At 40.0% G+C, this 24,715-nt stretch carries 17 protein-coding genes and 1 pseudogene; 6 read left to right on the forward strand and 12 right to left on the reverse strand.

Annotation, left to right across the window (positions count from 1 at the left end; genetic code table 11):
* Positions 1–30: 30 nt before the first annotated feature.
* The 3 genes and pseudogenes from CJ483_RS07420 to CJ483_RS07425 all read right to left on the reverse strand — a co-directional run bounded on the left by CJ483_RS07420 (position 31) and on the right by CJ483_RS07425 (position 2,080).
* Positions 31–583: pseudogene (locus tag CJ483_RS07420) on the reverse strand (biotin transporter BioY).
* Between the two features lie 83 nt (positions 584–666).
* Entirely contained in the window at positions 667–810 is a 144-nt protein-coding gene (locus CJ483_RS24445; protein ID WP_182916991.1) for a hypothetical protein, read from the reverse strand.
* Between the two features lie 58 nt (positions 811–868).
* Positions 869–2,080, reverse strand: coding sequence for an ATP-grasp domain-containing protein (locus CJ483_RS07425; protein WP_120033615.1), 1,212 nt, complete (start codon positions 2,078–2,080; stop codon positions 869–871).
* A gap of 156 nt (positions 2,081–2,236) precedes the next feature.
* Between CJ483_RS07425 and CJ483_RS07430 the strand changes: the two genes are divergently transcribed.
* A complete protein-coding gene (locus tag CJ483_RS07430) occupies positions 2,237–3,262 on the forward strand; it encodes a YheC/YheD family endospore coat-associated protein (protein ID WP_120033617.1) in 1,026 nt (341 codons plus the stop codon).
* 78 nt (positions 3,263–3,340) lie between these two features.
* On the opposite strand, the gene CJ483_RS07435 is transcribed toward CJ483_RS07430, so the two are convergent.
* Positions 3,341–3,781, reverse strand: a complete 441-nt coding sequence (locus tag CJ483_RS07435; protein WP_120033619.1) for a CotY/CotZ family spore coat protein — start codon at positions 3,779–3,781, stop codon at positions 3,341–3,343.
* Positions 3,782–3,811: 30 nt separating this feature from the next.
* Positions 3,812–5,029, reverse strand: a complete 1,218-nt coding sequence (locus CJ483_RS07440) for an ATP-grasp domain-containing protein (protein WP_182916992.1) — start codon at positions 5,027–5,029, stop codon at positions 3,812–3,814.
* A gap of 257 nt (positions 5,030–5,286) precedes the next feature.
* On the opposite strand from CJ483_RS07440, the gene CJ483_RS07445 reads away from it, so the two are divergent.
* From CJ483_RS07445 to CJ483_RS07455, 3 genes are all read left to right on the forward strand, one after another.
* Positions 5,287–6,669, forward strand: a complete 1,383-nt coding sequence (locus CJ483_RS07445; RefSeq protein ID WP_120033623.1) for a Mur ligase family protein — start codon at positions 5,287–5,289, stop codon at positions 6,667–6,669.
* Positions 6,670–6,898: 229 nt separating this feature from the next.
* The gene (locus CJ483_RS07450; protein WP_182916993.1) at positions 6,899–7,759 is read left to right on the forward strand and encodes a TetR/AcrR family transcriptional regulator; all 861 of its coding nucleotides are present in this window, start codon (positions 6,899–6,901) and stop codon (positions 7,757–7,759) included.
* Positions 7,760–7,806: 47 nt separating this feature from the next.
* Complete coding sequence (locus CJ483_RS07455) at positions 7,807–9,024, forward strand: MFS transporter (protein ID WP_120033627.1); 1,218 nt, start codon at positions 7,807–7,809, stop codon at positions 9,022–9,024.
* 39 nt (positions 9,025–9,063) lie between these two features.
* Here CJ483_RS07455 and CJ483_RS07460 read toward each other — a convergent pair whose 3' ends face one another.
* The 4 genes from CJ483_RS07460 to CJ483_RS07475 all read right to left on the reverse strand — a co-directional run bounded on the left by CJ483_RS07460 (position 9,064) and on the right by CJ483_RS07475 (position 17,828).
* Positions 9,064–11,091: a PAS domain S-box protein gene (locus tag CJ483_RS07460; protein ID WP_182917148.1), complete on the reverse strand. Its 2,028-nt coding sequence runs from the start codon at positions 11,089–11,091 to the stop codon at positions 9,064–9,066.
* Between the two features lie 19 nt (positions 11,092–11,110).
* Positions 11,111–11,974, reverse strand: a complete 864-nt coding sequence (locus tag CJ483_RS07465) for a CheR family methyltransferase (protein WP_259455586.1) — start codon at positions 11,972–11,974, stop codon at positions 11,111–11,113.
* 14 nt (positions 11,975–11,988) lie between these two features.
* The gene (locus CJ483_RS07470; RefSeq protein WP_120033633.1) at positions 11,989–14,721 is read right to left on the reverse strand and encodes a response regulator; all 2,733 of its coding nucleotides are present in this window, start codon (positions 14,719–14,721) and stop codon (positions 11,989–11,991) included.
* Between the two features lie 275 nt (positions 14,722–14,996).
* A complete protein-coding gene (locus CJ483_RS07475) occupies positions 14,997–17,828 on the reverse strand; it encodes an AfsR/SARP family transcriptional regulator (protein WP_120033635.1) in 2,832 nt (943 codons plus the stop codon).
* A gap of 160 nt (positions 17,829–17,988) precedes the next feature.
* On the opposite strand from CJ483_RS07475, the gene CJ483_RS07480 reads away from it, so the two are divergent.
* Positions 17,989–19,374, forward strand: a complete 1,386-nt coding sequence (locus CJ483_RS07480; RefSeq protein ID WP_120033638.1) for an aminotransferase family protein — start codon at positions 17,989–17,991, stop codon at positions 19,372–19,374.
* A 141-nt stretch (positions 19,375–19,515) separates the two neighbouring features.
* The gene (locus CJ483_RS07485) at positions 19,516–20,898 is read left to right on the forward strand and encodes an APC family permease (protein WP_120033640.1); all 1,383 of its coding nucleotides are present in this window, start codon (positions 19,516–19,518) and stop codon (positions 20,896–20,898) included.
* A gap of 142 nt (positions 20,899–21,040) precedes the next feature.
* On the opposite strand, the gene CJ483_RS07490 is transcribed toward CJ483_RS07485, so the two are convergent.
* The 3 genes from CJ483_RS07490 to CJ483_RS07500 form a co-directional block, all read right to left on the reverse strand.
* Positions 21,041–22,399: an IS1182 family transposase gene (locus CJ483_RS07490; RefSeq protein ID WP_120033642.1), complete on the reverse strand. Its 1,359-nt coding sequence runs from the start codon at positions 22,397–22,399 to the stop codon at positions 21,041–21,043.
* Positions 22,400–22,750: 351 nt separating this feature from the next.
* Positions 22,751–23,179, reverse strand: a complete 429-nt coding sequence (locus CJ483_RS07495) for an RDD family protein (RefSeq protein WP_120033645.1) — start codon at positions 23,177–23,179, stop codon at positions 22,751–22,753.
* A gap of 24 nt (positions 23,180–23,203) precedes the next feature.
* A complete protein-coding gene (locus CJ483_RS07500) occupies positions 23,204–24,610 on the reverse strand; it encodes a M48 family metallopeptidase (protein WP_120033647.1) in 1,407 nt (468 codons plus the stop codon).
* Positions 24,611–24,715: the final 105 nt, after the last annotated feature.

Genomic DNA, 24,715 nt, shown 5'->3' on the forward strand with positions numbered 1-24,715 from the left:
TGATTCTTCCTTTCTAAATCAAAAAGCGGCTTATCCTGCTTTAACAAACTGTTTGGCAACTGCTGTCGACTTTCTTAGCTTATAGACTAAATAAGAAGCGGCTGTAGCTTTGATTAAATCTCCCGGGATATAAACGAGACTAATTTTAATCGTGTGAATAAGCGACAAATCCATAACGAAAGCTTGAACAGGTATACCAAATAAATAAAGGGTAAACACACCGATAGTTAAATTGATGAGCAAAATCTTTCGTAACGTCCATGCTTGAAAGCGAGAAAGTAAAAAACCAAGCAAAGCTGCTACAATTGGATAGCTGAATAAGTAACCGGCGCTTGGCCCGATGAATACTCCAATGCCCCGCGTCCACCGGATAAAAGCGGCAAGCCGGCAGCTACAAGCAATAGGAAAGTAACCTGACTCATAAACCCAAGTCGAGCGCCTAATACTCCCCAGCGAGAATAACGCCTAATGTTTGCAATACGATTGGTACGGGAGTAAACGATAGCATAATGGGCGGAACCATTCCAAGTACCGCCATTACGGCTACAAATAAGGCTACATAGGTTATTTCTCGGGTCTTCATGTAAATTCCTCCTTATTCTCCTTATCTAGTAAACTAAAAACACTGTCAGTTTATTAGATAGAAAAATAAAAGTCAACCTAAAATTAATAAGGTTTACATATATATTTTTTACGGGCGATAGCTGACAAATCTCCTTTCAAGCTCTCCATCATCCAGCCGCTGCTCACAGAAAGGGATATAAATGTCAGCAAAAAAGCCGTGCCATTCGTTTGATTTTCAAACGGCACAGCTGATTTCTCTCTCTATAAAATAAAATGACCGGTGCCTCCTCAAAAAGAGATCGATTTATTTAAGATGGAACCTTATTTCCTTGGCAGCCTCCTCGGCTATTCTTATGGCTTCCTCTTTTGTATCTGAAGAGGTGATCACATACCCATAACGGTCTCCCATTGATAAAGGAGGCTGCAGCATCTTCCCTTTTTTAGGCTTGATAAACACTTCTTCTACCCCCGGAACTCGCAAGCAACGCTTCTTTCCCGTTACTTTTAACAATTCTCCTTTAGAATCAACAGTTAGATAATGAGTATAAACAAATTGGGCATGTTTTCTCTCCAAATCCGGTTCCTGTCCTACAAATAATTTAATCGTTTCTTCAACCAGGTTAATTCCGTAAGCTACCTCAATCATCCGGTTCATGGCCCCGCCTGATATTCGAGGGTTAATCTCAATTAATTTCCATTCGTTTTTGACTAACCTCATTTCTAGATGACAGGCCCCATTCTTCATCCCAAGACTGTCCAAAACGGAGCTTACTGTTCTAAACACATGATTGTAAAATGACTCTTCCATGTCAGCTAACACGCAGTAGCCAGTAACAATAAACCGTTTAAAATAAGTAATCTCTTGTTCAATCACAGCCACAATATGCAATTTTCCATCATGCACTAGAGCTTCAATTAAATATTGAGGACCCTCTAAATATTCTTCTACTAAAATTTCCTCGTTGCCTTTTTTTATTAATTTTTTAATAGACTCTCTTAATTGTTTCTTATTCCTTGCCAATAAAACGTCTTTTGACCCTGTGGATGTAGGTGATTTCACAATAAGGGGGAACGGTTTCTGTTGTTCATTGAGAAAGTCACTTAAGTATTGATCGGTTGTATACCGCGCAAAATACGGGGATACGGGATGGTCTTTAAGAAGTTCCCGGGTTAGGACTTTATCTTCCATCATTCGAATTGGTTCAGAAGAAACAACGCTCGTGCAAAACTCTTCTGTCAAAGCCGCTGCCACCTGAACAAAAGGGTCGATAAAGCTTAAAATAGCTACTATTTGTTTTCCTTGATTTTGTATTTCTTTAATGTTCTCTACTAATTGATCGTGATCGTCCAACTTTGTTAAGATCATCCGATGAACATCTGGAAATTCAAGCCTTTGCTGCAAAAACTGTTCCCTGTCCGTTAATAATACATTAAAAAATCCCAATCTTTCTGCAGCTTTAATGGCTTCTCTGCTTGATCCGGACTTATTGCTTCCAATAAAAATAAGAGTTCTCATTTGTTATATTCCTCTTCCTGCTATCATAGGTTTTCATTAAGGCTTCATTTTTGTGCTTATATAAACAGGATATAAAAAATAGGAAAATTGGTTCTGCATCACTGACAAAATAGGCAATTTTTTGGTGAGTTGATAGGAGGGGGGATGAAATGAAAAATGGTCTTAGTCGGAATGCTTCATCATCGGAAAGATCCTGAAAAGGTCAGGAGAGCCTATGCTTATGCCGTTGTGGCTAAAGCGGAAGGCATTGATTTTTTTTACTTTACTCCCGGAAAAGTAGATGTAGAGAGAAAGAGAATACAAGGAAAAGTCTATAAGAATGGCCATTGGGTTGATAAGGAATTTCCTTATCCGGATGTAGTGATTAATTCGAGCTCTCCTATGAACGATAAAGCTGCGAGGGTAGTTGATGAGTTATCTTACACTATTCCATTTACAAGCCTCTCCATTGGAAATAAATGGTCTGTGCATAAGCGACTTGAGCGAGGAAAAGACTTTGCCTCTTTTCTTATTCCTACTTATCATTTAACGACTGATATTAGATGGATGGACATGATTGAGCAATATTCAAAGATCATTATTAAACCAGTGTCTGGCCATCAGGGCAACGGAATTATCTTTATTGAAGTTCATGGAAAAGACCGTTATAGAGTGAATAACCAAGGTCATATTGTCATGAATACTAAAGAAGAACTGATGAAGCTTGTCCACTCGAAAATACAGGAGCAAGTCTATATCATCCAGCCATTTATTTCTTGCCAAATAAAGACCGGCCATGTATACGATTTCAGATTGCATGTACAAAAGAATGGAGAAGGAAAATGGGTGATTACCTCTATCTATCCACGGATAGGCAAATTGGGAACCATTACGTCAAATATGGGCAGTGGCGGCTATACCGCTTTTTTAGATGATTTTCTAAAGGCCGAGTTTAATGATTCCTGGTATGATATTAAGCGGGAGCTGGAATGGTTCGCCGTAAATTTCCCTGTCCACTTCGATTCTTTATATGACCACAGTTCTTTTGATGAATTAGGGATTGATGTCGGCATTGATGAAAAAAGAAAATTGTGGCTGTTTGAAGTGAATTGGCGTCCCGGTCCCCCAGTCATTTTTAATTTAGAATTGGATGTAGCCCGAAACGCTATCCATTATGCCGCTTATTTGGCAAAGAATGTGTAGTAGAATAAGAACACCGCCATACGAATAACCAAAATGGCGGTGTTTCTCTTGATTTATAGATAATCTTTCGGAGAGCGTCTATTTGCATTTTGGCTCGATGTCTGGCAAAGGACGCTCTATTAATTGAGAAGGCAGGAATTGAATCGCACAGAAACAGGTCAAGTCCACGGTTAAGCAAAAATTAGTCTCCAGTAACGAAAATACTTCTGAAAATGACGCCACTCTGCATCCATCGATACCTATCGGTTCCAAAACAGATAAAGTTGCACAAGCGCCGTCGGCATGTAAAGTCTTTAAGGTAAAGAAGGAAGAAAGCAGCCAATCGCCCTCTCCCTCCTCCATGCCCTTTCCTACAAACAGGTTTCCCCGGTTCATATATAATAAAAAAGGAAGGCTACTTTTTTCTTTATCCAAGGTAAAGAAAGAGCTCTCATCTTCAAGCCATTCTTCCTCTTTTAATAAGGTTGCCATTAATTCATATATACAACTTTTTGAGACAGAAGAATTGTAGTTACTCAACGTTTTTCCTCCTTTCCATAATGTTTGCCATTATATAGGTTTAAGATGAAAGTGAATATGGCTGGCAGCCTTTAACGCAATTTCCTTTGCCTCGCTCTCCGTCCTGCCCTTCGCTAACACATAACCATACCGATGCCCCATCGACAAAGGAGGGGTTAATGTTTGGCCATTTTTAGGTTTTATATAAATTTCAATGACACCCGGTTCTTTCCTAGCCTCATTTCTTCCGGTTACTTTTAAAAGTGTGCCGACTAGATGAACCGTCATGTAATGGGCATATACATGATTTTTATGCTTCCGCACTAATAAGGGCTCATTCCCTAAATAAATTTTCAATATTTGTTCCACGTAGCTAAACCCGTATGCTTCTTCCACGAGCTTATTCATTATTCCTCCGGAAATACGTGGATTGATCTCAATTAGCTTCCACTCCCCCTCTACCCACCTCAATTCTAAATGACAATTTCCATTTTCTACATCCAACTCACTAATAATTTCCCGTGAGGTTTCAATCAAGCGGTTATACATTTCTTTATTACGATTCAAGACCACGCTATATCCTGTCACAATAAATCTTTTTCTCCTTGTAATCTCCTGTTCGACTACAGCCGCAATGTGAATAGTGCCCTCAAAAACAATCGCTTCAACAATGAACTGCGGTCCTTCAAGATACTCCTCAATAAGAATCTCTTCCCCCGGATACCTCTTACGCAAATATTTGATGCGATTTCTCAGCTCATACTCATTTTCAATAAAAAAAACATCCTTTGATCCAGCGGAGTTAGGCATCTTGACCACAAGAGGGTATCTTCCTTTAAGAAGGCAAGTAACTGGATGAATCGATTCATTTTCTTGAACAATTAAATAATAGGGGGAATACTTTTTTTCTTTTAAACAGGCTCTCATTCGTGCTTTGTTTTCCATTATTTTTATGCTTTCTACAGATAAATTTGTATGACAGAGATGATTTGAAAGCTCTGCTGCAACGTGAACATAAGGATCAATAAAGCTTATAATGCCAACCACCTGGTAGGTAGATCGAATGTTCATTATCGCTTCTTCAATGCTTTCCTTCTGTTTTAAGTTCACAGCATGCATTTCATCCACTTCCGTAAATTCCTTGTTTTTCTCAAGAATGCTCGCCCGATTCGTTAACAGATGGGTAAAAAACCCCATCTCTTTTGCTGCTTTGATCCCCTCTCGGCTCGATCCTGACTGATTCGTATCTAAAAAAATAATCGCTTTCATTTTTCCAACGTGCCTCCATGTAAAGTCCGAATAAATACGTATATTGTACACTTGTCTATGATGCATCTTATTCAATTTACTTTTAAAATGAATAGTCATAAATACTATAAATAGAGATTATTGCTCATCGATAATTAAAAAGGAATATTTTTCATATACAGATAGACAAAGTTACGCACAGATGTCCAAGCAATCAGCTCGAATAGTCATACTATATAATGTACGATCACTAAAAATTAAAGAAAGGAGTAACCCGTTTGAAACCTCTAGCCTTAGAGGCGATATTAACTTCAATGGGAATCAAGCCGGACAAGGCCCATCAAGGCGTGTCTATCTCCAACGTTACCCATAACAAGTTTTATCCAGGAAACCACACGTTATATTTTCGGAGAAGCGGAAGGATATTTCTGGATGGGGAAAAGTTTAAGAAGTTTACAAGTTTTTATATAGTAACCGATTCATCTTTCTCCAACATGGACAAATTAAGACCCGAACAAATTATAATGGTGGACGATGTAATGAAGGCCTTCTTTACATTCACTTCTTACTACCGTCATTTATTTGATATTCCTGTTGTAGCTATCACCGGCACTTGTGGAAAAACAACAACGAAAGAAATGCTTAAACATATTTTACAAAAAGACTGCAAGGTCCAAGCAACCGTTTCCAATAAAAACGCCGGCTGTTACAACCTTCCTTATTTGATGGGTATCGATGAAGAAACGGATGCCGCTATTATAGAAGCAGCCGTCGCCGAACCCGGTCATATGATGGAAACCTGTAAATATTTCTTTCCAACAATGGGTGTCATGACCATGATTGATGTTGATCATACAGATCACTTCCGCTCATTTAGAGAGTATGTAAGAGAAAAAGAAAAATTGATAAGGGGGCTCAATAATAAAGGAACGCTTATTATTAATGCCGATGATCCTCACATTCTATCCATGGATTTCTCTAAATATCGAGGCAAATTAATAACTTTTGGAAAAGATAAACAGGCTGATTGGCGGATAAAAGACATGTATTCTCATAAAAACAAGACCTATTTCAAGGTCAATTATAGGGGGAAATCGTATACGGGATCCGTTCCTGGATTAGGAGAACATAACGTTTACAATGCTGTCGCTTCTATTGCAACAGCCAGAGAAATGGGAATGAAGGTTACCTCCGCTATAAAAAGATTAGCATCCTTTGAGCATTTGAGTTCTCATTTTGAGATTATTGAAGGTCGAAACAAAACCGTTCTTATCGATGATACATGGAAATCGAATCCCGCTTCCTTAAAAAGTGGTTTACTATCTTTAGTAGATATGGCTCGTTCTTCACAAAGAACCATTGCTGTTTTAGGAAGAATGGCTGAACTTGGAATCTATGCGGATGAAGAATATAAAAAAATCGGTCAGCTACTGAAAGAGATAGGAATAGATGTGCTCATTACAAAAGGTTTTTTTGCAAAAGATATTGCCAAGTCAGCCATTCGCGCAGGAATGAAAAAAGACAATATTTATCACTTTTCTGAGGAAGAAGAAATGAAAAGCTTTTTGGACACCTTCTTACAACCTAATGACATTGTATATTTTAAAACTGACGATACAGACCATGTGTTTGACCGGATCATTCGACATTTAAAACGTTGAGAAGTATGAATAGACAACAGCTAAGAAAGGATGCCAGCAAACTAAGATTTGCTGGCATCCTTTCTTTGTAACAAGTTCCTTTCATGAGGCAGCGTGAAAGGAAAAGGGCTCTCTCCTAAAAAAGCTTCGCTAATCGAAATTTTTTCGTGTAAATAAAATGAAGATGTGTTAAAATTGATCAATCATGACCAAATGGTCAAATTGGAAACCGAATGGTTGGGAAAAGAAGATGAACGAAAAGAAACGGAAAATACTCATTACTGCCATGAAGCTTTTCTCTCAAAAAAGCTTTCATCAAACATCGATGCAGCAAGTAGCTGATATATGCGGGATATCCAAGGGCAGCCTGTATACTTATTTCAAATCAAAAGAAGAGCTCCTATTAGACATTTTTTCTTATTATTACCAGCTTCTAAGCGATCAGCTTGCCGCCTCTTCGAAAGATGGTGACACGCCGCGGGAAGTTTTCATTCATGAAATTGCAATTCGCATCCAACATTATTGGAAGTTCCAGGAGTTTTTCCTTATGCAAATGAATGAGTTAAGTGGATTGGAAGATAAGTCGCTGAATCAATATGTTCGCCAGGAAAATGCCAAAATTTTGCGCAGAACAGAAAAAGGAATCGTTTCTGTATTCGGTGAGGAGATCGTTCCGTATGCAGCTGATTTAACAGCTACCTTAAAAGGAATGTTCACTTCATATATGCGTGGGGTGATGGAAGAGGGGAACGCTTGTGACTTCCATAAGCTCGCTCATTTTTTATTTTTTCAGCTTGAAGCAGCAGCTCAGGCACTGATCGAAAAACGGCCGGAGCCATTTTTCGTAACCCCTCTCTTACAGGAGCTCACAGACAGACAGAAGGAAGAAACGGTACATCCGCTCTATATCTTACGAAAATTAAAAGAAACGGCTGCAGCTCAAGAAGAAGCAATCATAGCAGAATCTATAGAAATAATGGAAAAGGAATTGAGAGAATTAAAGCCAAGACCAGCGCTTTTGACAGGGATGATTCGTAACTTGAAAGAAAATGAAGAACTGGCCCCATTGGCCGGGGAACTTGAGAGAATGATTCGTTTATATCCATCGTAACACCGATTTAGTAAGTAAAGAGAGTAAAAAGAAAGCAGGTTGATCCTATGTCACAAAAAAATGTACAACAATTCCCGCTCCTCATTTTAATGGCCAACATGTTCATTGTTATGACAGGCATTGGGCTTGTGATTCCAATTATGCCCACTATCATACATGATTTTGGAGCAGGGGGGAAAACCTTTGGCCTGTTAATTGCTACGTTTGCCTTTGCACAGTTTATCTTCTCTCCGATCGCAGGAGATTTGTCTGACCGGCTCGGTCGCAAAAAAGCGATTGTGTTCGGTCTTATTCTTTTTTCTTTTTCTCAATTTTTGTTCGCTTTTTCCCAGCAGCTAATATTGCTTTACGCTTCGCGTATCTTTGGGGGCATCGGAGCGGCTTTTATGATTCCTTCTATGATGGCTTTTGTTGCTGATATTACGACAGTAGAAACACGGGCAAAAGGAATGGGACGGCTCGGAGCCTCCATGTCACTTGGCTTTGTTGTCGGGCCCGGGATCGGTGGCTTTCTTTCCACACTAGGCTTGCGGGCTCCGTTTTTTATCGCAGGGGCTGCCGCCGCTTTAGCTGTTATTCTCTCTATCTTATTTTTAAAAGAGCCTGAACGTGCGGCGATGCCAATGACATCTAAAAAACGTGATCCTTTATTTAAACAGCTCGCTCTTTCTGCAAAAAAGCCCTACTTTATTCTTTTAATGATGATGTTTACCCTATCATTCGGTCTTGCCAATTATCAAGCAACGATTAGCTTATACACAAATGTCAAATTCGGTTTTAGCCCTTCCGATATTTCTATGCTTATGGTCGTTGGCGGCTTGATTGGTGTCATTGTGCAAGCCTTTGTCTTAGATAGAGTGCTGCGAGTATTTGGAGAAGTCCGTATTATGAACATCATGCTTGTAGTCGCAGCTGCTTCTATGATTGGCTTGTTGTTTGCTACTGGATTCGCTTCTGTTCTTACAGTATCTGCCTTCTTCTTTACTGCCGCTTCCTTGCTTCGCCCAGCTATCAATACAACGGTTTCCAAAATGGCAGGAAGTGAACAAGGCTTTGCGGCCGGAATGAATAACGCCTATATGAGTATCGGCAATATGGTGGGTCCCGCGCTTGCCGGCGCTTTATTTGATATCAATATGGCTCTTCCTTATATATTTGGAGCAGTGATCATTATAATCACGCTTATCATTTGTATGAAATGGGCACAGAGCTTAAAGAGAAAACGCCGTTTACGGACATCTTACCAGCCCCCTTCCGCTCAATAGCAGGCCACCAAAGCGAGGCAATCCCAAAGTGTCTATCACTTATGGAGTTGCCTCGCTTTGGTTTCCTCCGGTGATGGCAAACCGGATAAAAAAAGTGGTTCCTTGCTCACTCGTTTTTAGATCAATAACCGCATGATGCCGTTCAGCTACACTATAGCAAATAGCGAGCCCTAGTCCTGTACCTGTATCTTTCGTTGTAAAGAAAGGAGTGCCAATCGTTTCAAGAAACTCCGGCTTGATGCCGCCGCCTTCGTCCTTTACCTCTAAAACGACCGTATTCTTTTCTGTATATGTTTTCAGCGTAAGTTTCCCTCCAGGGTCCATCGCCTCTAGTCCGTTTAAAGACAAATTTAAAATTAATTGACTAATTTCCTTTTCATCCAAATAAAGTTCGGGACAGTCGCTTAGCTGAAGAGAAACGAACTTGTCGTTCATTAATGCTTCTGCTTGTATTAATGGGTGTAATCCTTCAATCACCGGATTAAGAGGCTGTAGCTTCTTGTCGCTCACCTTATTCTTGGCTAAATTAAGAAACTCAGTGATGATTGAATTAGCCCTATCTAATTCTCCGAGCATTAAATCAACATACTTCACCATTAAATGCTCTGGATCACTCTTTGACAGCTCTAAAAATCCTCTGACGGTTGTCATTGGGTTTCTAATTTCGTGGGCAATGCCAGCGGCCATTTCCCCCACTAAATATAGGCGGTCCAACCGCGCTACCTCGCTTTCCAACCGCACGCGCTCCGTAATATCGGTAATAGCACTTAACACACATTGTTCTCCCTGGATCTCAAGGATCTCTGTCGACAACAGCCCATGCCTGATCATCCCTGCTTTTGTTTGATATTGAATTTCTGCATTGCGAACACATTCACCATTTTTCAAGTCATCTCTTCCTGTGAGATTTAAAACAGGAACGGTTTGATTAAGTATTTCTTCATATGAATAACCAGTATGGTTCAACCAGCTCGCATTTACATCAATATACTTTCCGTCCCTTAACGTACGAAGCTCGATTAAACAAGGACTTGATTGAAAAATTTTATAAAAATGTTCTTTGGATAGTCGCAAAGCTTCGGCCATTTTTTTACGTTCTTCGATTTCTTTTCGCAGTTGTTCATTTGCCTGTGATAATTCCTGTGTTCTTTCCTTCACTAGCTTTTCTAAAAGGGCATATTGCCGTTTTCGTTCTTTTTCCATCTTCTTTCTTTCTGCAATATTACGAATGGAGCAGACAAAAAGATATTCATCTCCTATCTGAGCCTCGCCAATTTGGATTTCGACTGGTATGTCTTTCCCCTCTTTATTTTTGACAACAGCCTCAAGCAGCTGGCCAGTCATTTCTCTGACATAATCCATCAGCTGAGGAGAAAAGCCGGGCAAAAGATTAACCATATGCTTTCCAGGAAGATCATCCATTGAATAGCCAAACATGCGTGTAATAGCCGGGTTAACCGATAAAATACACCCTTGTTCATCAAACGTAATAATCGTATCAAGCAATGTTTCACCAATGACTCTCGCCAATTCTTCATTTTTGCGCAAATCAAATGTCGTGCGTTTTAATTTTTCATTTACTTTTTTCAGCTCATTTTGACGCCGCAATTCACTTTCGTGCTTCAGTTTTTTATGATTTTGATAGATTTTAACAAACTGTTCGACCTTTAGCTTTAAAGTTTCTGGATGAAATGGCTTGAATATATAATCTACTGCACCGAGTCCGTATCCTTGAAGCACATTTTCCATCGTTTGATTGATCGCCGTAATAAAAATAATGGGAATATACTTAGATCGTTCTCTTGCTTTAATAAGATTAGCCGTTTCAAATCCATTTAATCCCGGCATTTGCACATCGAGCAAAATAACAGCAAAGTCCTGTTTGAGTACATACTTTAAAGCTTCTTCACCTGAATTTGCACATACAAGATGGTAGTCCGGCGAAGCGAGGACAGCTTTTAGCACGAGTAAATTTTCAGGATGATCATCAACCATGAGAATATTCACCTTTTGTTGGTGGGCTTCTTCTTCAATTGTCCACTCTTTTTCCTCACTGCTTGCCGGCATTACCTGGGTAGATAAAGAACTATTGGATCTTTCTGTATATTTTTTCAAACGGATCCACTTCCTCATAAAAATTTGTAATGCTCGTAAATTTAATTCCTTCTTTACTGCCAAGTCCGAGAATGCCTGATTGGACTAAACTTTCATGAAAAAGATTATAAACACGATTTTGAAGCAATTTATTAAAATAGATCATGACATTGCGGCAAATAATAATATGAAATTCATTAAATGAACGATCGGCCGCCAAATTGTGCTCGGCAAAAATAATGTTTTTTGCTAAAAATGGATGAAAAGCTGCTTTTTTTTGTTTAGCCGTATAGTACTCTGAAAAAGCACTCGTTCCTCCCGCTGCTAAATAATTTTTTGTATATAATTGCATTTTCTGCAACGGAAATTCTCCATTTTGAGCATAGGTTAGTACAGTTCTGTTCATATCCGTCGCATAAATTCTTGTTTTCTCATATAGGCCTTCTTCATACAAAAGAATAGCCATAGAATATACTTCCTCTCCGGTTGAACAGCCTGCATGCCAAATCTTGATTGAAGAGCAATCTCTTAAAAACGGAATGACTTTTGTTCGAAACGATAAAAAAAAGCTTGGATCACGAAACATTTCCGTGACATTAATTGAAAAGTCTTCACATAACTTCTCCATCACCGAAGAGTCATGCAATACTCTTTCCTGCAACCCCGAAATACTTGTTACTTTTTCTGTTCGCATCCTATTCCAGATTCTGCGTTTTAAAAAGGGAAGCGCATAGTTTCTAAAATCGAATCCGTAATAGCGGTAAATCCCTTCAAGCAATAAATCTACCTCTATACTTTCCAGTTCTTTATGCGGCAGACTATCGTTTTGCTCTTCTTGTTCTATTGCTTTGTTCACCCGTATTCCCCCGCCTATCTGTATAACCATACTTGAATAATAGAAAAGAGCTGTTCTAGATCGATTGGCTTGCTGATGTAATCTGAGGCCCCTGCATCAATACATTGCTTTCGATCATCTTTCATCGCTTTTGCTGTAAGAGCGATGATCGGCAGATGCTTAAACTCTGGTATTCTTCTTATCGACTGGATTGCCTCAAAACCATTCATTTCAGGCATCATAATGTCCATAAAGATTAAATCAACAGCTGGATTTTCTTGTAAAATCCCAATCCCTTCTCTACCGTTTTCTGCAAACATTACTTCCACTTGATAGTTTTCGAGAGCTGCTGTTAACGCAAAGATATTTCTCATGTCGTCATCTACGATAAGTATCTTTTTGCCTTTGAGCAGCACCTGTCTTTCAAGATCTTCTTTTCTCTCCCCTTCACTCACGGGCACTGAAAAAGCAGGCTCAGAGGGAAATACACTTTCTTCCTTCTCACTCTTCCCAGCCGCCGCCTCCATTGCATAAATAGAGGTCTCTAAATGTTTTGCTTCCTGATAATTGGGTAAATATAATGTAAATACGCTTCCCTTATGTTCTATGCTTTCTACCTCAATAAAGCCGCCTAACAAATGGGCAATTTCTCTACTGATGGAAAGACCTAAGCCCGTTCCTCCATATTTGCGGCTAATTGTGCCATCCGCTTGTTTAAATGCCTCAAAAATAAACTCTAAATTTTCCTCTGAGATTCCAATGCCAGTATCCTTAACCGCAAAACATATCTCCATATTAGAATGGTTATCCTTCATGCTTTGAATCGTTAGGGACACGGTTCCTTGCTTAGTGAATTTGAAGGCATTCGATAGCAGATTTTTTAAAATCTGTTGTAACCGCTGCTTATCCGTACGAATAATCTCGGGAAGACCAGCAGCGAGTTCAACATAAAATTGAATATTCTTCTTGCGGGCCACAGGTGTAAATTGCGCATTTACAAAATCTTTAATGTCGCTTAGCTTTACATTTTCGAAAATAATTTCCATTTTTCCTGCTTCAACTTTTGCTATGTCCAATATGTCATTAATTAAATTCAACAGGTCCTTTCCTGAAGAAAAAATAGTCTTTGCATACTCTATTTGTTCAGTTGTCAGATTATTTTCGGCGTTATCAGCTAGCATCTGAGCTAAAATAAGCAGGCTGTTTAGAGGTGTGCGAAGCTCGTGGGACATATTGGCAAGAAACTCTGATTTATATTGAGAGCTAATAGTCAACTGCTGGGCTTTTTCCTCTAGTTTTTTTCTTATTTTTTCTAGCTCCCTCGTTTTTTGTTCAGATTGTTCATATTGCTCTTCAAGCTGTTCATTCACCGTCCGCAGCTCTTCCTGTTGCAGCTGAAGTTCTTCTGATTGGCTTTGCAATTCCTCATTTAATGCTTGAAATTCTTCAAGCAGCTTTTCTACTTTCGTATGATTTAACGTTCTGTTGATGTTCATGCCCACATTTCCGATCACTTCCTGGAGAAACAGCTGTTCAAGCCGGCTGAATGTGTTGAAAGAAGCAAGTTCAATGACAGCCAATACTTCACCCTTAAATTCAGCCGGCATAGCTATCACATGAGCCGGGGCTGCCGAACCAAGGCCCGATTTAATTTTTATATAATTTTCAGGTACCTGATCAAGGGAGATTGTGCGATTTTCTGCGGCACACTGCCCAATAATACCTTCGCCCAAGTAAAAGCATTCTCCTTCTATTACGGAATGAGGATCTGCATAAGCAGCAATCTTCCGTAATTTTTCTAGGCCTCCCTCATACTCCTTTATGTAAAAAACACCATAATTAGCTCCCGAAATGGCGGCAACCTTATTGATGAACCATTGAGCTAATGTTTCCAAATTATCTATTCCAGGATACATATGGGCAACTTCGGCAATTTTTGTGCTTAACCAGCTTCTTTCCTCTGCTTCGTTTTTTAATTGTTTTTCCTGCCGAGCATGAATTTCAAGAGATTGGGCCATTTCGTTAAAGGCAAGAGCAATTTCCCCGATTTCATCTTTTGTCGTTACTTCTATACGCGGAAGTTGATCTGAACGATTAAAAGCTACTTCAGTCATAACAGAAGTCACCTTTTGCAGACTTCCCGTTATGCTTCGTAAAATCCAAGTCATGATAGTTAAGCCGACAAGGAAAACAGCCACCACATAGATGAAAATGATTTGGTTTGTCCGTTTGTACGTTTCCACAGACTTTTTCAGTTCTGCATCGATTGTTTTCTTCTGAATGTTTTGCAGTTTTTCAGCAATGTTACTCATCTCTTCTCTAATTTTTCGGCTGTCATACCAAAATATTTTTAGAAGCTCTTTATCCTCTCCAATGTTTGTTGACGCGTCTGTTTTTTTCTCTAAAGCACTATATTGTTTGCCCAGTCTGTTTAAGTCTTGGATTAAGTGTTGGGACTGTTCTCGTTTATCCAATTTTTCGAGAGAAGTAATCGCTGCATGCACATTCACCATCGCTTGATCTCTGTTTTTTTCTAGTTCTTTTACTAATTCTTCCGGTGGATTGGATATAAGCCCTCTTGACTCCCTGCTGAACACATTTAATTCATCTTGAATCGTATTAGCCAAATCAAGCATCTCATAATTTTTAACAGCGACATTTGCATTTAGGCTAAGTTGATTCATCATAAACATAAGAATAAAATACGAAAGGATGAATAGCCCAAAAAGAAAACCAAATCCGATATAGAGCTTTGTTTTAAGTTTCATTGCTTTCCCTTTCCCTATCAGCCATTTAGCCTACATATCTCAATAAAGAAAAAACAGACGATTCCTAAGGCTACTTTAGCAGGAGTGATTAATTATATGATAAGTCCATCAGTTACAATTTTCAAACAGATTTTCCAATTATCAACTGTTATTTTGTTATAAGTGAACAAAAAATAAAAACAATACCAGGTAGCTTTTGTCGATAAGCGACAAAACAAGTCCTTTCATTTCCATACTTTAAAATGGCCCATTATTCATCGGATTGCCTTACACGCCTAAAAAACCGGAACTCGGTTAAATGTCGAAAATAATCGATGCACACGACCTCGTATATCGATTCCCATTTCTTCCTCTACATGAATGACTAGCTGGCGAGCAAGGCGATTTGCTTCCGTGGTCATATTCTGTCTTAGGAGCAATTTTATATAGTCAAAATAGACCTCTTCCTGATAAGGATCTTTTTTAATGAGCTTTTCAAAATAGGTAAAACACTTCTCGTATTCTTCTTGCTGTTCATAATACTGAGCAAGCGTGCGGCATATTTTCATAAATAGAGACCGCATATTCTCTCGTTCCGCTTCTACATAATGCTCATACGGATACTCTTCAAGATAGTCTCCTCTATACAATGCTTCTGCTGCAAGCAATTTCTTTATATTCACTGGAGAATTCGCTTCCCTTCCTGCAGAAGCTAATTGACAAAAACGTTCAATATCCAAATCTATTTCTGTCGTATGGAATAGATAATGATTATCCGAACGACTAATAAATCGGGAATGGCCTCCTTTTTTTAGCGGGGGCTCAAGCGCCTTTCTTAAAGTTGATACAGTTACATGCAATTGGTTTTGAACAGACTCTAATGATCCATTCGGAAAAAGAGCATCAAGCAGAATATCTTTTTCTATTTTCTTATTTCGGTAGGTAACAAGGAATTGAAGCAAACGGAGGCTGGATTTTCTCTTAATGATAACCGGCTGTCCTTTATAAAAGATCTTCAGTGAACCAAGTGTTTGAATTTCAAGCGGAACCTTCTGTTTCTCTTTAACGATTACTCCCTCAACTGCTTTTATCCCAGCTTCTTCCCAATAAAAGTTATGCTCTTTGCATAGTTGTACAAACTCTGTGGTCTTTTGTTTTTCTCGCACCCTGTCATTCTTTTGACGATACAATTCAATCTGTGATTTGATGACTGTACAACGATAATAGGCGAACAATTCAAATGCACGATAAGCCTCCATCAAACAATTCTCAGCCTGTTGCCATTGCTTCCCCTCTATGTAGCTAAGACCCAACTCTCTATTGGACCAGCCAATATCAAAATTAATATTGTATTCTTCGGAGATGTCCACTGCTTTCTTTCCCCATTTAATCGCCCCATTGAGGTCTCCTCTCATGCGAAGCATCCGCCCCATCGTTGTATAAATAAAAAATAATGACGAGCGATCGTACTTCTTAGCAATTGTTAACGCTTGATGAATGTGGAGGTCTGCTTCATCCAATTTTCCCTCATCCAGACAAATAGTAGCGATCGTATCGAGCGCATGAAGCTGGGTATGTTTATGACCATATTTTTCTGAAATAAAAAGGGATCTTCTCACATTTTGCAATGCCTCTTTATACTCGCCAAAATATCGTTGAATTTCAGCGAGCAGATTTAAATTCAAAGCTGTCATTGGCCTATCTTGAAAACGCTCGGATTCCTGCAAGGATTCTAAAAACAGCTGTTTCGCTTTCATCAGGTCACCGTGCATAAGAAAAATAGTCGCCAGCCGATGCTGAAGACTGCATAACCATAATTTATTGTTTTTCTCTTTTAAGAGCGCCATGTTCTTTTCAAATTGAGCAATCAGTTGTTGAATGATGGACAGTGGTACACAGCGAATGAGAAACAGCGTATTGTTGGCAATGTTTTTCTCTAGTGTCATTTCCTCCAGCCAGCCGTCAAGAAAAACCATTGATTCAATCGGATTATAGCGATGGCTAATTAATTCCATCAGCCGGGCAGCCGCTGGATAATCTTTGCCGATTACCGAATAAACGAAAGCATAAACAAATTGGTATCTTGATTCATAAATAGCTGCCAGCTTCAGCTGCTGTTCCTGAAGGGTGATGGAAGAAGCACGTTCTTTATATTTTTGATAGAGAAATTCGCGAAACAGCCCATGATATCTAGTCGTTCCCTCGCCCTCACTGGCAATGAATAGATGCTCACGCTGCAATTGCTGCAAAATATGCTTAGAATCTTTTCTCCCTAACAGCTCATCAATTATTTCTGGGTTGAGTTCAGGCAACAAGCTCGTCTCACATAAGAATTCTTTTATTTCTTCAGACTGAGCTTCAAACACCTCTGAGGAAAGGTAGTCATAAATGTCTTGAACGTGCGGAAATTGTGTCCAGAATTGAGCTCGTTCTTTGGCAGCCATTTTACTGATAATACCTAATATGAGCTGATAGCTTGCAATCCAACCTTCTGTTTTCTTGTATATCAATTCTAATTCATGGGGCTCTAACTTTAATTGATGGGCCGAATGAAAGAATTCCTCCGTTTCAGCAAGAGTAAACGCAATATCATCGGTTGTTAACTCTTTATATTTGCCTTCAGTTTTCAACCTGGAGATAGACAAATTAGGACGAACTCGACTAATGATAATAAATCGAATAAAGGGAGAACAGTGCGCTAACAACTCTTTCATAACCGCCTTAATTTCCGGACTCTGATTGACCGATTGGTAATCATCAAAAACAATGCATAGCGGCTCTTTCTGGGCGGTTAAAAGTAAAAGCAACTCTTCAAACTCGGCTTCTGTACTTTCGGGAGAAGTGTTGGCTGTCGGTCTCTTTTTATGCAGCTTTTCCATAATTCCTGCCTTTAAATAGCTTATAAATACATGCTTATAACGGTCAGAGCCTGTAAGGTTATACCAGACAGCAGGAATCTTTTTTTCATGGATGTAACTAGCTACAAGTGTGGTCTTCCCATACCCACTATCTCCAATAATTGAAATCAGAGATGCTGGTTTCAGGCACTCCAGCTCGGAGAATAAGCGGCCGCGCTGAACAATCGGAGAGTATACAGGCATTCTTAATTTTGTCTCTATCCATTTCATTCTACTATCTCTCCTTTAAGACAGAATTGTAACCGTTTTAATTTTTATCATTGTAAGAAAGAGGAGTTTATTTGTAAGAACGTAGTAAGAAAGATATTTTAATATTCAGTCTATAGTATTTTTTTTATATTTACAATCTACTTTACAGGAGGAAATGAAGATGTCAATTCAAACAGAAAAAGCCAAAACAATTGCTGAAAATTTAGTTGAATGGGATAAAAAACATTACTTCCATCCAACCACTCCACTAAAAGATCAACAAGCGAATGGACCTGCGCACATTTTTACAAAAGGCCATGGCATTCATGTAACCGATGTTCACGGCAATCAATTTATTGATGGGGTTTCATCATTATGGAACGTAAACATTGGCTATGGGCGCAAGGAACTTGCTGATGCAGCCAGTGAGCAAATGATGACTCTCGCCTATGGATCGTCATTCTTCAATAATTCTCATGATGTCGTTATCCGTTTGTCTAAAAAACTAGCAAGTTTGGCATCTGGAAACTTGAATGTCAGCTTTTTTACCTCAGGCGGTTCGGAATCAAATGAAAGCGCCATCAAAATTGTCCGACATTATTGGAAGATGAAAGGACAGCCGGAGCGCAAGAAAATTATCGCACTGGAAAGAAGTTATCACGGGGTCACGATGGGAGCAACAAGTGCAACGGGTGTGCCAGAATTTAAAAATATGATTACCGCCATCGCGCCGGACTTTCTGCATGCACTGCCTTATCAAACGGAATGCGAACGCGGTGATAAATCAGCCCCAGGCTATGAACGCAGTATTAGAGGATTGATTGAAAAAGAAGGACCTGAAACAATTGCAGGAGTTATCCTCGAACCTGTCCAAGGTGTCGGCGGTATACAAATCCCGCCTGAAGGCTATTTGAAAGCTGTGCGCCGGCTATGTGACGAGTATGGCATTTTAATGATGACAGATGAAGTCATTACAGGCTTTGGCAGAACCGGTAAAATGTTTGGCGTCGAACACTGGGATGTCGTCCCTGATTTAATGTCGGTTGCTAAAGGAATTACAAGCGGCTATATCCAGCTCGGGGCTGTGATGATGACCGAACAGCTGCGAGATGAATTAGCTGAACTGTCTGATAACGTTTTCTTCCATGGTTTTACTTACAGCGGCCACCCGACTGCCTGTGCTGTCGCTTTAAAAAATATTGAGATTATTGAAAATGAAGGCCTTGTTGACAATGCTAAACAAATGGAAAAAGAATTGCTTAACGGATTACATTATCTGCAGGACACTCATAAAATTGCAGCTAAGCCCCGAGCTCTTGGCTTAATGGGAGGAATTGAGCTTCTTGCTGATCCAGACAGCGACACAGCGTTTGATCCGTCTGTATTTGCAGCGCCAGCGGTGGTAGAAGAGTGTGCCAAACGAAATCTCATCTTGCGCCCGCTCATTTTTGGAGGATTGAACGTAGTAGCCATTGCTCCGCCTCTCATCGTGAACAAGCAAGACATTGAGACGATCATTCATACGCTGTCTGATTCAATCAAAGCATTTGAACAAAAAGTTTTATAAGCTATTTAACTAGTAAAATAGCTGATCAAGACATTATCGCAATAAAAAAGCTCGTTTATCTTTCCAATTGGTCAGTAAATGTCTCGTTTAGATTAGTCAACGAGCGTTACTGGCCAATATTTTCCAGAGAGGAGAAGCATAATGAATGAATATAATTATTCAGCAACTGAAACGAATGGAATCCAAGCCGAGGCATCAGCCCATTCATTAAAAAAAGTTTTAAAAACGCGTGATTTAGTTATTTTTGGCATGGTATTCATGGCACCTGTTTCAGCCCAGACACTCTTTGGAGAACTGACCCAGCTATCCAAAGGACATGCGGTACTCTCCTATGTAGTAGGATTAGTGGCTATGATTTTCACCGCTTTTTGTTATGGAAAAATGGCTGGCGCTTTTCCAAAGGCTGGTTCCACTTACAGTTATACTTCCCAAGCCATTCATCCGCAACTAGGCTTTATGGCTGGATGGGCGATTTTACTCGATTACTTACTAATTCCGATGCTGCTTTATAAATTAAGTGCTGTCTTTCTGATGGAGCTCATTCCCTCTGTCCCCTTGTGGATCGTTCTATTGATTTTCGTCGTTCCAGTCACATTAAGTAACTACTTTGGCGCCCGCGTTACCTCGCGTGTGAATATGTATATGATGCTGCTCATGTTCTTCAGCCTCGCATTATTTATCGGCTTTGCTGTCAAAAGCATCATTTCTTCAGGCGGAATCAGCAGTCTTTTTTCTTTACAGGGGATCTATAATCGGGATACTTTCTCAATGAATTCACTGGTTACAGGCGCCTCGATTGCTGTCCTTTCCTATTTGGGATTTGACGCCGTAACAACTATGTCTGAAGATTCTAAAGTTACAGGAAAGATGGTCGGCCGCGCCGCTATTCTTTCTTTGTTAATCAGTTCCTTCTTTTATATATGTCAAGTATATTTTGCTACACTTGCAGCGCCAGACTTCACTTCATTTGCCTCTCAGGAAACAGCTTTTTTTGAAATTGCTACCGCTGTCGGCGGCAGCCCCCTTGCCACCATTTGTACGTTGATTATTGCCGTGTCGGGAATATCAACTGCTTTGGCCGGACAGGCATCCGCTTCTCGAATCTTATTCAGTATGGGTAGCGACAAAATGCTGCCGGATTTTTTTGCCCGGCTGCATCCGAAATATCAAACGCCCGTCAACAGTATTGCCTCATTAGCAATAGTCGGCTATATTGGTGCTGTTTTCATTCCTTTATCCGTTCTTTTCCAGCTGATTGTCATAGGAGCCCTCTTTGGTTTTGTTTGTGTTAACCTTTCAGTCGTCAAAGAGTTCTACTTTCGTCGGAAAGAAAGGCAGGGATGGCAATTCATCACCAATTTGTTATTTCCGCTGCTCGGTCTCTCTGTCTGCGTTTACATTTTCTTTGGTATTAGCCCGATTGGAAAAACGATTGGTTTCATCTGGTTGTCCGCTGGTTTTTGCCTGTTAATGTACACCTTGAAATTTCTAAAAAGAGAGATTTCTATCTTTGAAAACCTGTAAATATAAAAAGCTATCTCTGAAAAGAGATAGCTTCAGTTTGTCGACAAAAGGGGTTCGGAATAGTCTTATTCCGAACCCCTTTTGATTTTTCGGTAGTTTTAAAGCCATTCGAGAGAAAGATAGACCTCTCCGAGGTCATCATTTAAGCCATTTCTGGTTCTCGCCAAGTCCAGCTGGCCATTTTCTTGAGATTCATGGCAGCGAAAGTAAGCATCGCTTGCATCGACAATTTTTTAAGTCCCCTTAACGTTGTCCAACGCATGCCATGCTTTTCTTTTGCATCTGCGAATACACGCTCAATCGTTTCTTTTCGCTCCGCATAAATCGCTTTAACTTCTTCGTGGTGGCGAAGATGGTCGGCCTCTTCCATATATTTCTGCCAAATATGGCGTGTCACCACTTTTTGATGATCTCTGCTTTCCGTGCATTTAGCTAAAAAAGGGCAGGAGGTACAAACCTGTTTGGGTGATCTGTATTCACGATAGCCTTCCTTATTCGTCGTTGAGTAATTCAATACTTCCCCTGCCGGACAAAGGTAACAGTCAAAATGTTCATCGTACACATAGTCATGCTTTCTGAAGAAGCCCTCTTTTGTGCGCGGCCGTGTATAAGGCAAAGCAGGTGTCATGCCGTTTTCCATTAAATAACTGGCAATGGCAGGTGTTTTGTAAGCTCCATCTGCACCAACAGCTTTAGGTTTTCCTACCTTTTCTATCACTTTCTCCATTAACGGCTCTAAGATCTGGCTGTCATGTGTGTTGCTTGGTGTGACCATTGTGCCAATTACGAATCCCTTACGGTCTGCGGCCGCGTGAAAGGAATAGGCAAATTGTTTGGTTCGTTCGTCTTTAACGTAGTAGCCACTGTCCGGATCGGTTGTACTTTCCTTGATTTCTTTCGTTTCTTCTTTATCGAACTTATCTGGCGGGAACGGCTTTTTTCCATGATCCTCTCGGTCCTGATTAATCTCTTCTTGGAGGCGTTCCTGATACGCGCGTGTTTCTTTGCGAACCATTTTCTTTTCAAATTTACGCTTATTCGCGCTAGCTTTTACATGAGTGGAATCCACAAAAACGTGCTCCGCACTAATGAGCTTTTTCTCGGCAGCTATTTTTAAGATACGATAGAAGATCTGTTCAAACAGGTCGGTATCTTTAAAGCGACGCTCGTAGTTCTTACCGAAGGTAGAGAAATGCGGCACTTTATCATGGAATCCATAACCGAGAAACCAGCGGTAGGCCATATTCGTTTCCACTTCCTCGATCGTCTTGCGTATGGATCGAATGCCAAAGGCATATTGGATAAATATTAGTTTAATTAAAATAATTGGATCAATGCTTGGGCAGCCCACTTCCGCATACAATCCTTCCACCAAGTCATAAATAAAAGAGAAATCCATCGCTGCCTCCATTTTACGGACCAGGTGATTCTCTGGTACAAGCTGGTCTAGAGCGATCATTTCTATTTGATTCCGTTGGATTGGATTGTTTTTCGAAAGCATCTTTCTCACCTCAAGCGTTTGATCTATTTATTTTAAAACAGGTATGGTTGTACGGCTACTCTAACTTTGTAACCCCTGTTGATTGAAATGGATGGCGCAAAGACTCCTGCGGGATCAGCGGGACAGGTGAGACCCCGCAGGCGCTTTCACGGCGAGGAGGCTCACCGCCCGCCCCGCGGAAAGCGAAGCGCCTGGAATGGAAATCAACAGCCCCCATTCACAAGCAAAATAAAAAGGACTGTAGACAAACTCTAGAATTTCATTGAGTTTGTCTACAGTCTGAAGCTATCTCTGAAAAGAGATAGCTTTTTATATACTTTTAAAGCGGACGTTTGCTCCTGAACCCAGCTCTTAGAGCGAGATGTTTTCTTCTATTTGAATGTCTTCAGTGGTTACATACGTGCCGGCAATAAAATCATGGATGGCGCGCTTGTCATCCCGCAAGCCGACCATGAAGGCGCTGATAATAAGGCCAATACCTAAAGTTAATACGTAAACAAGGCCGGCGACAATTGTTCTCAGCAACATAGCACCGATTCCTAGTTTTCCCCCATTTACTTTAGCGATACGGACGCCCATAATTTTTTTCCCCACCGTATAGCCGGACCAGACAACAGGGATAATTAAAGCGTATACGAGATTCAATATATTCGTAAACGTATCGCCATCCCAATCTCCTGTAATAAAATAACTAATAATGGATAAAGGAACCCCAATAATAAGTGCATCTAACAAATTGGCAGCTAATCTTCTCCAAAACCCTGCTGGTTGTCTAATCATTGAATGCTCTCTCCTTTTTTGTGATTAACTTTCTCTCTTTAATAATTCAATTATATTACGATTGCCTGTCTCAATTGCATACATTAATGCCGTCATGTTGCCGCTGTCTCTATACGTTGGATCAGCTCCTAGTTTTAATAGAGCCGCCACTGTAGATTCATCTTCGCTAAAAACAGCGTGCACTAAAGGAGTCGTCTCATCTTCTCCCTCACTTTGATAATTCGGATCTCCTCCTGCTTTTGCCAGACGTTGCACCATCTCTGCATTCCCTTGCTCGGCCGCCTTTGTAAAAGGAGTCATGCCATAATAGTCTTCCTGGTTAGGGTCTGCTCCAGCTTTTAGCAACTCATCGACCATTTCTTTATTATTATCAAGCACAGCCCAATGAAGCGGCGTATATCCTTGATTATCCATCGTGTGAACATCTTCGCCTTTTGTAATAAAAGCAGCAACTGCAGCTGTATCTCCCTTTACCGTTGCTTCAATAATTGGCGGAATAGGCTCTGCATGAGCTTCCTCTTCTTCATAATTTTCATAGTCATCGGAAGCGATAAATTCATCAAATTTCTCGAAAGCATATATCATACCAGCCACAAATAAACCGAAAATCAGGGCAATCACTGGTATCCAGAGCCAAACGACCTTCGATGCTTTTCTTACAATAACTGTTCCCTCAGGCTCATTAAAGAACAAAGCAATCTCATTTATTCGTTTCGGCAAAGGCGGATGAGTAGAAAGAATCTCACTCAGCCAGACGAAAAAACCCGCTTCATGATTGATTTGATCTAAATATTCATCTCTATTCACCTGTTCGTAAAGCGTCTTACCGACCGCAAGGATAGTTAAACTCTTTTTAGCCGCCTCCCTATTATCTATATAATATGCAGCGTACCGGTCACATGTGTATTCACAAGCCCGTAAGTATAATTCAGCGATGCCCGGAATCCACATAGCAGGCAGAATAAACATTGTTTTTGACAGGTGATTTCGCTTAATGTGAGCCAATTCATGCGCGATAACAAACGTTAATTCATCACTATTTTGTTTCTCTGACAGTTCAAAAATCTCAGAGTATAATACAACCATGCTCCGTCCAAAAAAACGGGTGGCAAATGCATTCAATACGCCCTGAGACTCTAGGACATATACGTCAGGCACATGTGAAATCTCCATTTTTCGGCATAGTTCTTTTACTTGCTCATATACTTGCGGAAATTGTTTCTCTGTCAACTTGACAGCATTCGTCCGTATATACCCAATCGATAGGGCGTGCAAAAATAGCGAAATGGCCATCAAGACTAAAATAATTACAATACCCACAATAGAAATGATTAAACTGACATACGCAATAAGGCTTATAAGAAGAACAAACCAAAAATATTTTTGCTCATTTTTGTGGATGAGGCTTTTAAGTGGTACATCTTGATTCATTAGATTGTCGTAACTCCTTTATTTATCATCATCTTAGAATAACAGTGAAGGGAAGAATATACTATAGGAATATAGTGGTATATTTGGTTATAATATAGAAGAAAG

The organism is Bacillus sp. PK3_68 (assembly GCF_003600835.1).
Lineage (GTDB): Bacteria > Bacillota > Bacilli > Bacillales > Domibacillaceae > Pseudobacillus.

Bases quoted from the DNA above. Each gene is read 5' to 3' on its own strand.
- CJ483_RS07425 (WP_120033615.1), bottom strand. From the start codon at position 2,080: ATGAGAACTCTTATTTTTATTGGAAGCAATAAGTCCGGATCAAGCAGA.
- CJ483_RS07430 (WP_120033617.1), top strand. From the start codon at position 2,237: ATGGTCTTAGTCGGAATGCTTCATCATCGGAAAGATCCTGAAAAGGTC.
- CJ483_RS07440 (WP_182916992.1), bottom strand. From the start codon at position 5,029: ATGAAAGCGATTATTTTTTTAGATACGAATCAGTCAGGATCGAGCCGA.
- CJ483_RS07450 (WP_182916993.1), top strand. From the start codon at position 6,899: ATGAACGAAAAGAAACGGAAAATACTCATTACTGCCATGAAGCTTTTC.
- CJ483_RS07455 (WP_120033627.1), top strand. From the start codon at position 7,807: ATGTCACAAAAAAATGTACAACAATTCCCGCTCCTCATTTTAATGGCC.
- CJ483_RS07460 (WP_182917148.1), bottom strand. From the start codon at position 11,091: ATGCCGGCAAGCAGTGAGGAAAAAGAGTGGACAATTGAAGAAGAAGCC.
- CJ483_RS07470 (WP_120033633.1), bottom strand. From the start codon at position 14,721: ATGAAACTTAAAACAAAGCTCTATATCGGATTTGGTTTTCTTTTTGGG.
- CJ483_RS07475 (WP_120033635.1), bottom strand. From the start codon at position 17,828: ATGAAATGGATAGAGACAAAATTAAGAATGCCTGTATACTCTCCGATT.
- CJ483_RS07480 (WP_120033638.1), top strand. From the start codon at position 17,989: ATGTCAATTCAAACAGAAAAAGCCAAAACAATTGCTGAAAATTTAGTT.
- CJ483_RS07485 (WP_120033640.1), top strand. From the start codon at position 19,516: ATGAATGAATATAATTATTCAGCAACTGAAACGAATGGAATCCAAGCC.
- CJ483_RS07490 (WP_120033642.1), bottom strand. From the start codon at position 22,399: ATGCTTTCGAAAAACAATCCAATCCAACGGAATCAAATAGAAATGATC.
- CJ483_RS07495 (WP_120033645.1), bottom strand. From the start codon at position 23,179: ATGATTAGACAACCAGCAGGGTTTTGGAGAAGATTAGCTGCCAATTTG.
- CJ483_RS07500 (WP_120033647.1), bottom strand. From the start codon at position 24,610: ATGAATCAAGATGTACCACTTAAAAGCCTCATCCACAAAAATGAGCAA.